The sequence below is a fragment of the Dapis hubbardiae BLCC-M172 genome, from assembly GCF_050016015.1.
Taxonomy (GTDB): Bacteria; Cyanobacteriota; Cyanobacteriia; order Cyanobacteriales; family Microcoleaceae; genus Trichodesmium.
Genome location: NZ_JBNHEQ010000066.1, coordinates 1 through 10,363 on the forward strand (window position 1 = coordinate 1; position 10,363 = coordinate 10,363).

Consider the following 10,363-nt stretch of genomic DNA (forward strand, 5'->3'; position numbering starts at 1 on the left):
GGGGGCGGGTTGATCTGAATAATTGCTCACACCATAAATTTAACATCGAAACCCACCCCTACCATTCCCACATATTTTAATCATAACTCCTCACTCCTTCTTCATCTTTTAATCTGAGAATACAAATGTTTTGTGCTTGAATAGCTGTAATTGCCACAGTATTAATAATATCCTCAACTTTACAACCGCGACTAAGATCGTTTACTGGCTTCTTCAGACCTTGCAATATAGGTCCGATCGCTATTGCTCCTGTCTCTCTTTGCACTGCCTTATAAGTATTATTCCCCGTATTCAAATCGGGAAAAACAAATACTGTTGCTTGTCCAGCAACTTTAGAACCAGGCATTTTCTGAGCTGCTACAGCAGGATCTACTGCTGCATCATATTGTATCGGACCTTCTAATTCTAACTCTGGTTGGCGTTGTTGGGCGATCGCTGTTGCTTGGCGAACTTTTTCCACTTCTTCCCCTTTACCAGAAGAACCTGATGAATACGATAACAGAGCGACTTTTGCTTTAATGCCAAATATACAGGCAGTTTCTGCCGAAGCTAGAGCTATTTCAGCTAATTGTTCGGGGTTGGGATCGGGATTAACTGCACAGTCTCCATAAACTAAAATGTGACTTTCCAGACACATAAAAAAGACAGAGGAGACCAGAGAAAAACCAGGTTTAGTTTTAATTATTTGTAGTGCTGGCCTGATAGTATGTTGAGTTGTATGCACTGCACCAGAAACCATACCATCTGCATCCCCACATTCAACCATCATTGTGCCAAAGTAAGATACATCTCTCATGTAATCTTTTGCTGCATCAAGGGTCATTCCTTTATGTTTTCTGAGTTCATAGAAAGTTTCCACATATTCAGAGAATTTCGGGTGTTGGTTTGGTGTAATGATGTTGAGAGTGTTAACATCTAAGTTAATACCATGTTTTCTGATAGAACCTTCAATATCTTTGGGAGTACCTAAGACAGTTAAATCAACCATTCCTTGACTGAGGAGAAAAGAGACTGCTTGTAGGATACGAGGTTCCCCTCCTTCTGGTAAAACAATGTGCTGTTTGAGAGATTTTGCTTGTTCATGCAAATTATAAATAAACATTTTGGGAGTAATACCATAAGACTTAATCTCACCCAACCTTGTTTCTAGCTTAGTTCCATCAACATAATTGGCAAATAATTCTAGACTCAAACGAATTTTTTCAATATCCCCTGCAACAATGGAACCCTTTACTTCTTTTGCTTGAGCAGCAGTAGTATAAGTATCAGTTTCTACTAAGAGAATAGGTAGAGGATGAGCTAAACCATCAATTAGTTTCATAATTGATGGTGCAGGAGGAAAACCACCCGATAGTAAAATTCCTGCTAGAGATGGATAATTAGCTGAATGCTCTGCTTGTAACATTGCCAATATTATGTCGCCGCGATCGCCAGGAGTAATAATTAATTGACCGTTCTTCAACCAATTTAAGGCGTTGGAAACTTGCATTGCTGTTATTAAATAGTCAGAGACGAGATTATCTAATTTCTTTTTTCCATCAATAACGGATGCTTGAAGTTGTGCTGCTACTTCCCTAACTCGTGGATTTTCCAGTTTCGGAGTGTAAGGAATTACAGACAATAAATAGTTGAATTGGTCATATTCAGATGCTAATACTTGATTCAGTTCATTAATTTGTTCAGAGACAACTTTATTAACTACAATTCCCATAATTTGACAATTTTTCTCTTGATAAGCATCTAGAGCAATTTGAATTGTACTGGTTATTTCTTCGATGTTTTTTTGGTAACCATTAGTCAAGAGAATAATCGGACAACCTAAATTATGTACAATTTCCAGATTTAGATCGAATTCTAAAGCCAAACTTTGACCTAAATAATCAGAACATTCGCAGAGAATAAAATCACAATTTGCTTCTAAGGCTTTGTATTTGGTAATGATTTTTTCTAAAACTTTCTCATGTTTATGTTGATTAATCAGTTGCATTACTTCGCTTTCTAATAAACCATAAGAATCCTCATAGTTTTGTTTCAAATTAAAGTGAGTAATCATTAATTCAATATCTTTGTCTTTATCACCTGTTGATGTTCCCTTAATTAGAGGTCTAAAGAAGCCTACTTTAGTAGTTTTCAGCAAGGCTTGTTCTATAATTCCTAATGCCAGTAAAGCTTTACCACTATCTGCTTCAAGTGTACTGATATACAGAGATATTGTCATAATTTTAATTCATCCTCTTGATGTGTTGAAGGCTTATATAAATCTGATAAATATTTGCTACAAATAGCTAGGTTTATTAATTGATAATTGATAATTGATAATTACCTCTCCCTTTTAGGGAGAGGATTGACGAATAAGGAAAAGATTTATTTTTTTCCCCTTGAAAGGGGAGGCTTCAAGGCGTCAATGGTCTAATTATTTAATTGTTTAATTATTAATTATTTCGGTAATTTTTAAGACTCAGGAGTCAGGAGTCGCATGAGAATTGCTTTAATACCATTTTTTAGGGGGTTCAATAATTAAGAATTTAGAATGCGCGAATTAAGAATGCGCGAATTACCTCTCCTTGAAAAGAAGAGGATTGACGAACAGGAAAATTTTTATTTATTATCCCCTATCCAAGGGGAGGCTTTAAACCACAATATTTCGGTAAATCATGTTTTTGGTCAAAAGGATATCTCCTGTAAAATATTTTTATCGTCCTTACTATTCGTAACATTCTTTTTTCAAAATGGTATTACTTACCAATGGATAATTGATAATTAATCTATCCGGTTTCAAGCAATTCCAGTTAAGTAGAAAACAAGTTCTAGGATATTTCCTTATATTCAATTCCGTTACAGTTTGAACCAAAGATAATTCTCAATTATTCATTATAAATTAATGAACTTGAAATATTTATTAATCTATTTTTTTAGGAGAATAGTGTATTTATTTTACATTACTACATTTGTTGTAAGCATTCAGCTATAAGTGGTCAGCTCATCTTACCGAATGCTACGCAAATAGCAAGAAAAATGAATACTTACTTGATTCATTTAACTTTTACTTGATTTTCCACTCATTATTAAAAATCTATCAATTGCTTTTTACTTCTTTAAAAAGAATATAGCTAGCTGATAGCTAGTAGCTGGCTGCTGAATGCTTACGATTTGTTTTCTTGGATACATTCAATTTTGATACCTAGAATTTTCTCACACATTAGACATTTTAGTTGAAAAATATAACCATAACATGGTTTGTTGAACGATAAGTTATGACTCCTTGATTGATATGATGAGCAAAGGAGATTTTCTTGAAAATATCAGCCTTAATCTTTGGCATCCCTTTTCTAATACATAAAATAGTGACTCAATATTAAAGGGGCTGAAGTTGGAAGAGCGAAGCAAGAATCACAAAGAAGAAAACAAGAGCAAAAATAATAGATACTCTTGTTAATTTTAGGATTGTAGGAGCAATTTATGAATTTCTCCCTAATTGAACACTATAAATTTCTATTTTCATTTTCCTAGCATTATTTTTGGTAATTGGTATAATAAAAGATTATCAAATTCGGAATCTATTGGTATATATCATTTCTGATAAAAAAATAATAATAGTAGAGGCAAAACTTAAGCAAAATTTAATTATCTTCCGTAGCAATTTTATAGTAGAAGTGATGTTATAGTTAGTCGTGCTAAATACGATACTAATTTTGTCCTGCGATCTTTGACTACTAAGTACAAGCAAATGTCAAAAATATCTGTATTCAATTTAAAAATAGGCATTTGCAAGCTTTAGGTTAAAGAGGCAGAATTTTGTATAAGGAATTTGAACATCAATGGTCTCAACTCCCGAAAAAACAGCTTTAATTAGTGCCTTTGGTCCAGCACGTTCTACAGTTCAAGGCGCACCTCTAAGTGCTGATGAACTCTACAAGATGCAGGCTTTTTGGCGTGCATCTTGTTATTTAATGGTAGGGATGATTTATCTCAAAAAGAATCCTCTGCTACGGGAACCTCTACAACCAGACCAAATTAAGAGTCGAATTTTAGGGCACTGGGGTTCTAGTTCTGGTCAAGCCTTTATCTGGATACATCTCAACCGAATTATCAAAAAATATGACCTGAACATGATATTTATGTCCGGTCCTGGACATGGCGCACCAGGAGTATTAGCTCCAACTTATTTGGAAGACACTTACTCAGAGGTCTATCCTGACAAGGGTCAAAATATACAAGGTCTAGAAAAATTCTTCAAAGAGTTCTCTTTCCCTGGCGGTATTGGTAGTCACTGTACGCCTGAAACTCCTGGTTCTATTCACGAGGGAGGCGAACTTGGTTATGTAATTTCTCACGCCACAGGTTCAATTCTAGATAATCCAGATTTAATTTGTGTGCCAGTTGTTGGAGACGGGGAGTCAGAAACAGGACCTCTGGCTACATCTTGGCATTCTAATAAATTTATCAATCCAATTACAGATGGTACGATCCTACCAATTCTGCACCTGAATGGTTATAAAATTAACAACCCAACAATTTTATCTAGAATCAGTCATGAGGATTTGAAAAACCTCTTTTTGGGTTATGGTTATCAACCCTATTTTGTGGAAGGGTCAGATCCAGATACTATGCACCAAGCAATGGCTGCAACATTAGACCATTGTGTTCAAGAAATTAAAGCCATCCAACAAGAAGCGAGGACTTCTGGTAATGCAGAATTACCAAGGTGGCCGATGATTGTGTTCCGTACTCCGAAAGGATGGTCATGTCCCCCAGAAATTGATGGACACAAAATAGAAGGTTTCTGGCGGGCACACCAAGTACCCATGACTGACGTTGCCAAAAATCCAGAACACATGAAAATTCTGGAACAGTGGATGCGTAGCTATAAACCAGAAGAACTTTTTGATGAAAATGGTAAATTCAAACCAGAGTTGCGAGAAATAGCTCCTTATGGTGCCCGTCGGATGAGTGCTAACCCTCATGCTAATGGCGGTCTCCTCTGTAAACAATTGAATATGCCTAAATTCCAGGATTACGCAATACCAGTAGATAAACCAGGAACAATAGAGAAAGAAAATACTCGTCCTTTGGGTGTATTTCTCCGGGATGTCATGCGTGAGAACATGACTAATTTCCGAGTATTCGGACCTGATGAAAATACTTCTAATAAACTGAATGCTATTTATGAAGTCAGTAAGAAGACTTGGATGGCAGAGTTTCTACCGGAAGACATGGATGGTGGGGAGCTTGCACGAGATGGTCGTGTGATGGAAATTCTAAGTGAACATACTATTGAAGGTTGGATAGAAGGATATCTCTTGACTGGAAGACACGCCTTTTTCTCTACTTATGAGTCATTTGTTCACGTTATTGATTCAATGGTTGGTCAGCACGCTAAGTGGATTGAAAAGTGCAATGAATTGAGTTGGCGTGAAAAGATTCCTTCTTTGAATTTATTGATTACTTCTACTGTTTGGCGACAAGATCACAACGGTTTTACTCACCAAGATCCTGGTTTCCTTGATGTGATTTCTAACAAGACTCCAGATGTTACTCGCATTTATCTACCACCTGATGTTAACTGTTTATTATCAGTTGCTGACCACTGTTTACGGAGCAAAAACTATATTAATGTGATTGTTTCTGATAAACAGATGCACTTGCAATATATGGATATGGATTCGGCAATTAAGCATTGTACTAAGGGTATTGGTATTTGGGATTGGGCTAGTAACGATCGCGGAGAAGAACCTGATGTTGTATTGGCAACTGCTGGAGATATTCCGACTAAGGAAGCTTTAGCTGCTAGTGTGATGTTACGGGAAGAGTTCCCTGACTTAAAAATTCGCTTTATTAATGTGGTCGATCTGTTTAAGTTACAACCAGAAACAGAGCATCCTCACGGATTGAGCGATCGCGACTTTGATAGTTTGTTTACTCTTGATAAACCAATTATCTTTAACTTCCATGGTTATCCTTGGTTGATTCACCGCTATACTTACCGTCGGACAAATCACAAAAATCTCCATGTCCGGGGTTATAAGGAAAAGGGTAATATTAATACACCTTTGGAATTAGCTATTCGGAACAATATTGATCGCTTTAGTATTGCGATGGATGTAATTGACCGAGTTGAGCATCTAAAAGTTGCAGGCGCTCACGCGAAGGAACTTTTCCGCAATGAGCAAATTGCTTGTCAAAATTATGCTTATGAGCATGGTATTGACCGACCTGATGTCGCTAGTTGGAAATGGCCTTACTAGGTGAATTTAGAATTCAGAATTTAGAAGGCGTAGGTTAGGTTGTTCGGGCGGTTAGTTGCGTTCGTGTTAGCATTACAAAGCAAAGCATGGAACGTAGCAATATCCCGCATGGTAACGCAAAAAAGCTTTACTATTGTTTGGTTACAGCGCTTTTCACTTAAGTGAACCGCAATGTAGGGACGTTGCATAACAAAAATGCGAACGTCCCTATCTACTCCCCTACTCCCTTACTCCCTTACTCCCCTACTCCCCTACTCCCTTACTCCCCTACTCCCCTACTCCCCTACTCCCTACTCCCTAATTAAAATGAAAGTTGCTGTTTTTAGTACCGAAAAATACGATCGCGAATTTCTAGAGGCAGCTAATACTGCTACTAATGCTAACCATGAGTTTATTTTCCATGAAGCTCGACTAGAGGCAAAAACTGCTACTTTGGCAGCGGAATGTTCGGCAGTTTGTGTATTTGTCAATGATGATTTGGGTGCTGAAACTCTGAAAATTTTAGCCGAGCAAGGTACTCGTTTGGTAGCTTTGCGCTCTACAGGATTTAATAATGTTGACCTAGAAACTGCTACTGAAGTTGGTATTAAAGTTGTACGAGTTAGCGTTTATTCTCCCTATTCAGTAGCAGAATTTGCTATTGGGATGATGATGATGCTCAACCGTAAATTATATAAAGCTTATAATCGAGTGCGTGATGATAATTTCTCTTTAAATGGTTTATTAGGATTTGATTTACATGATCGAACAGTTGGAATTGTCGGAACGGGTAAAATAGGTGTTATTGTTGGTCAAATATTACATGGTTTTGGTTGTCATTTAGTTGGATACGATCCTTATCCTAATCCTAAGTTTGCAGAAATTGGTGATGCTCGTTATGTAGATTTATCTGAATTATTGGGAAGCTCTGATATTATTTCTTTGCATTGTCCTTTAACACCAGAAAATCATCATTTAATTAATGCTAAAACTATCGCTCAGATGAAACCAGGAGTGATGTTAATTAATACCAGTCGCGGTCAATTAATTGATACAAAATCTGCCATCGAAGGCATAAAATCTGGAATTATTGGTTATTTTGGTATTGATGTTTATGAACAGGAAGAGAACATTTTCTTTAAGGATTTATCTGACACAATTATTCAGGATGATACTTTTCAATTATTACAGTCATTTCCTAATGTTTTGATTACTTCTCATCAAGCATTTTTTACTAAGGAAGCAATGAATGATATTGCTACTACAACTATTTCTAATATTACTGATTTTGAGGCAGGAAATTCTCTGAAAAATGAGGTAAAATTGCCTGAGAAAATTACAGTTAATGCTTGAAATTAAGATAGAGTAGCTGGTTAATTTGATAATTAAGCTCGTAGTTGGGCTTTAGCCCTAAAAGAATTATGTTCGGGCTAAAGCCCAACTACAAACAATATTTCTACTTAATGGCGATCGCTCCCATCAATGCTTGCCAGAAAAAAATTTGAGCAAAGGCTTGACTTTAAATAATTTTGTGCTATTATTATTCATAATGGGAAAGGTGCGCACAGATATACTCACAGTCTAATTCTGCAATTATCGCCTCATTGATAACTTTGATATTTGAGAAGCATGAATTTTATGCTTAGGAAAGTTAATCTGGGAAAACTGATAACTCAACTATCAAAAGCTGATAACTGATAACTGATAACTGAAAAAAGGCGATAGTGCTACGCACCGCTACGCGATCGCTCTCCTTCGACTCCCTTTCATATTTCCCAGAAAAAAATTTGAGCAAGAGCTTGACTTTAAATTTATTTGTGCTATTATTATTTATAATGGGAAAGGTGCGCACAGATATACTCATAGTCTAATTCTGGAATTATCGCCTCATTTATAACTTTGATATTTGAGAAGCATGAATTTTACGCTTAGGAAAGTTAATCTCGAAAAGCTGATAACTGATATTAAATCCGGATAATTACTAGACCCAAGTGGTTATCAAGCGTTGCGAGATACTACTAAAGCATTAAGGAATGGAGAGTCTTTTTATCAGTCGGCAAATTCTGGTTCTTCTGGGGAGTCGCGTGTTGTTTATTTGGAAACTTTTTTGGCAGAGGAAGATAAGTTGGCAGGAAAGTAGTAGGGTGTGTGACAGCATCCTTTTTTTCAATTTTGGGGAAACTTAAGAAATTTTGCCGTCACGCACCTTTTTTTATAGATAATCTGATGGTGCGTTACGCTGAAAGTTAATTAAATTTGGATAGCGAATAATTTATATCGAACGCTCGATATATTTTATTCAGCAGAGGTAGGGTTAGGAAATATTGGTTGACTTATTTTTGAGGGAGGTTTGAATGTGGCGATCGCCTACCAAAAAAAATAATATTGAAGAAGGATAAATAAATTATCAGAAACTGATAACTGATGGTAGTGTCAGTTATAGAAATTTTATGACCAAGAAAAACCATAAAATTAGCTTCCTCAAACTTTTTTCTATTGACGGCTAAAACCCCTAGATGTTATATTCCACAAGTATCTGTACGAGGAGACCTAGGGATAAAACGATATGTCATGCCTGTTCTATCTATTGGAGTTAAAGAGGGGAAGTAACCACAATCATACAGTCCTCTCGGTGTGAAAACCTTTTTGCCTCCAATTCAACCATTTTCCATTTTTACGCCATCCCACTTTATCGGCGAAGGCTATCCATACTTGTTGGTTTGCTTCCTTAGTACCACCCAGACTCTAATAAATTTGCTTCTGAACACAATAGCCAAACTTACCATTACTATACTCTACCCAAAGTTTGTCAATCGTGCCTAAATCCTGACAGGAAAAATTCTCTACATCCTCAGCTCTCAGCCATTCTTCCGACTCCCTACCTGCTAATTTTTCCATTACTCTATATGTTTCAAAGTCTGCTTCTGTCCATTTTCCCTCTGCCAATAAGTTGCGAAGTTTTGTATAGTCAACTCCTTTAGCTGAAACTAGAGGAATATCATTGATTTTAATAGGTATATCCCAAGAAAAAGTCCAACGTTGAACAGCAGTCTCTACCCTTTCCACAGCTTGCTGAAAAGTTGACCGTTGTGACTCAGACAAACTCCCCTGTAGAGAAACAAAATTTTTCACAACCTCCACATCACTCATTCCATGCACTGCCACAACCTCACCTTTCACATCCGCAACAGGCGCTCCACTCATTCCACCGACAGTCAAAGCTTGATAAGCAACTCCATAACCCCGCGCCAACTTATCCAAACCCGAAACATCACCACGAACAAACTGCGATACCAACCTCCCATCCCGAATAGGAAAACCAGAAATATAGATAGAACTACCTTTTTTCAGATTGTCAGAACTACCTTTTTTCAGCGCCGGATAATTACAACTTCTTCTCTCTGGCTGAAAAGTAACCAAAGCTAAATCTATATCACTAGGAAATATTTCTACCTTAGCCACTTGCCAGATTTTTTCATCCCTAGTCTATAATAATCTTTCCCCTTCTTTTTTCACAACATGAGCTGCCGTTAGTACGGTACAGACTCCCTGTTCTCCAGACACGAAAAAACCAGTTCCATGTCCGGGTTGACTCTTATAAAATACTTTGACAATACTAGGTTCTAGTCGAGAGGCAATATCTTCTGGTGATAATTTCCCAGAACAATTTGTCAGAGTTAGTGCTAGGAAAGTTAGACCAAGGATGCGGGGTAGAGATTTCATCTGGTTCGGAAGTTCAGAAATTTGAGAGTCTGATTTTTATTCTTTTACCTACAATTCCAATTATAGGTTTTTCTTTCCCACCCTTCCCATATAGACGAAATTGAAAAATTTATTGCTCTAAAAAAAATAGCCACTATTTTCCCATAATACTTATCTAACTTAAAAATAAAACAACTTTTTCTAGCTGTCAAAGAGCGATCGCCAAAAAACTCTCATTTTTCTTCTTTGAAAAATTTCAGCTTACATACAACTGGAGATTAAAATTCTGTCGTTGAGCATCAAAGGTAATGGATTTGGAGACCAAACCCCTACGGTTATTTTGGTATTTCCTTTTTCTTCTAGCTTACTTCCATTTATGATGGCTCTAAAAAAAATAGCCACTATTTTCCCATAATACTTATCTAACTTAAAAATAA

Annotated in this window: 7 protein-coding genes; 3 read left to right on the forward strand and 4 right to left on the reverse strand. The window is 36.7% G+C overall.

All coding sequences use genetic code 11. The annotated features are described in order from the left end of the window. Positions 1-76: 76 nt before the first annotated feature. Positions 77-2,218, reverse strand: a complete 2,142-nt coding sequence (pta, locus tag ACP6PK_RS06705; RefSeq protein WP_426558851.1) for a phosphate acetyltransferase — start codon at positions 2,216-2,218, stop codon at positions 77-79. A gap of 1,600 nt (positions 2,219-3,818) precedes the next feature. Between pta and ACP6PK_RS06710 the strand changes: the two genes are divergently transcribed. Then, positions 3,819-6,245 (forward strand): phosphoketolase family protein, encoded by a 2,427-nt coding sequence (locus ACP6PK_RS06710; RefSeq protein WP_426558853.1) that lies wholly within the window; start codon positions 3,819-3,821, stop codon positions 6,243-6,245. A 306-nt stretch (positions 6,246-6,551) separates the two neighbouring features. After that, the gene (locus tag ACP6PK_RS06715) at positions 6,552-7,577 is read left to right on the forward strand and encodes a 2-hydroxyacid dehydrogenase (protein ID WP_426558855.1); all 1,026 of its coding nucleotides are present in this window, start codon (positions 6,552-6,554) and stop codon (positions 7,575-7,577) included. Between the two features lie 298 nt (positions 7,578-7,875). On the opposite strand, the gene ACP6PK_RS06720 is transcribed toward ACP6PK_RS06715, so the two are convergent. Continuing rightward, positions 7,876-8,088 carry a hypothetical protein gene (locus tag ACP6PK_RS06720; RefSeq protein WP_426558857.1) on the reverse strand — a complete coding sequence of 71 codons (213 nt, stop codon included), beginning with the start codon at positions 8,086-8,088 and terminating at the stop codon, positions 7,876-7,878. A gap of 141 nt (positions 8,089-8,229) precedes the next feature. Here ACP6PK_RS06720 and ACP6PK_RS06725 point away from each other — a divergent pair, with 141 nt between their 5' ends. Beyond that, entirely contained in the window at positions 8,230-8,364 is a 135-nt protein-coding gene (locus ACP6PK_RS06725) for a hypothetical protein (RefSeq protein WP_256386579.1), read from the forward strand. Between the two features lie 605 nt (positions 8,365-8,969). Here the strand turns inward: ACP6PK_RS06725 and ACP6PK_RS06730 are convergent. Together ACP6PK_RS06730 and ACP6PK_RS06735 are read right to left on the reverse strand one after the other, a co-directional pair. Then, the gene (locus ACP6PK_RS06730; RefSeq protein ID WP_426558859.1) at positions 8,970-9,686 is read right to left on the reverse strand and encodes a GUN4 domain-containing protein; all 717 of its coding nucleotides are present in this window, start codon (positions 9,684-9,686) and stop codon (positions 8,970-8,972) included. A gap of 24 nt (positions 9,687-9,710) precedes the next feature. Next, positions 9,711-9,947 carry a hypothetical protein gene (locus ACP6PK_RS06735; RefSeq protein ID WP_094673664.1) on the reverse strand — a complete coding sequence of 79 codons (237 nt, stop codon included), beginning with the start codon at positions 9,945-9,947 and terminating at the stop codon, positions 9,711-9,713. Positions 9,948-10,363: the final 416 nt, after the last annotated feature.

Coding starts and splice junctions, on each gene's coding strand:
- ACP6PK_RS06735 (WP_094673664.1), bottom strand. CDS start 9,947: ATGAAATCTCTACCCCGCATCCTTGGTCTAACTTTCCTAGCACTAACT.
- ACP6PK_RS06715 (WP_426558855.1), top strand. CDS start 6,552: ATGAAAGTTGCTGTTTTTAGTACCGAAAAATACGATCGCGAATTTCTA.
- ACP6PK_RS06720 (WP_426558857.1), bottom strand. CDS start 8,088: ATGAGTATATCTGTGCGCACCTTTCCCATTATAAATAATAATAGCACA.
- ACP6PK_RS06710 (WP_426558853.1), top strand. CDS start 3,819: ATGGTCTCAACTCCCGAAAAAACAGCTTTAATTAGTGCCTTTGGTCCA.
- pta (WP_426558851.1), bottom strand. CDS start 2,218: ATGACAATATCTCTGTATATCAGTACACTTGAAGCAGATAGTGGTAAA.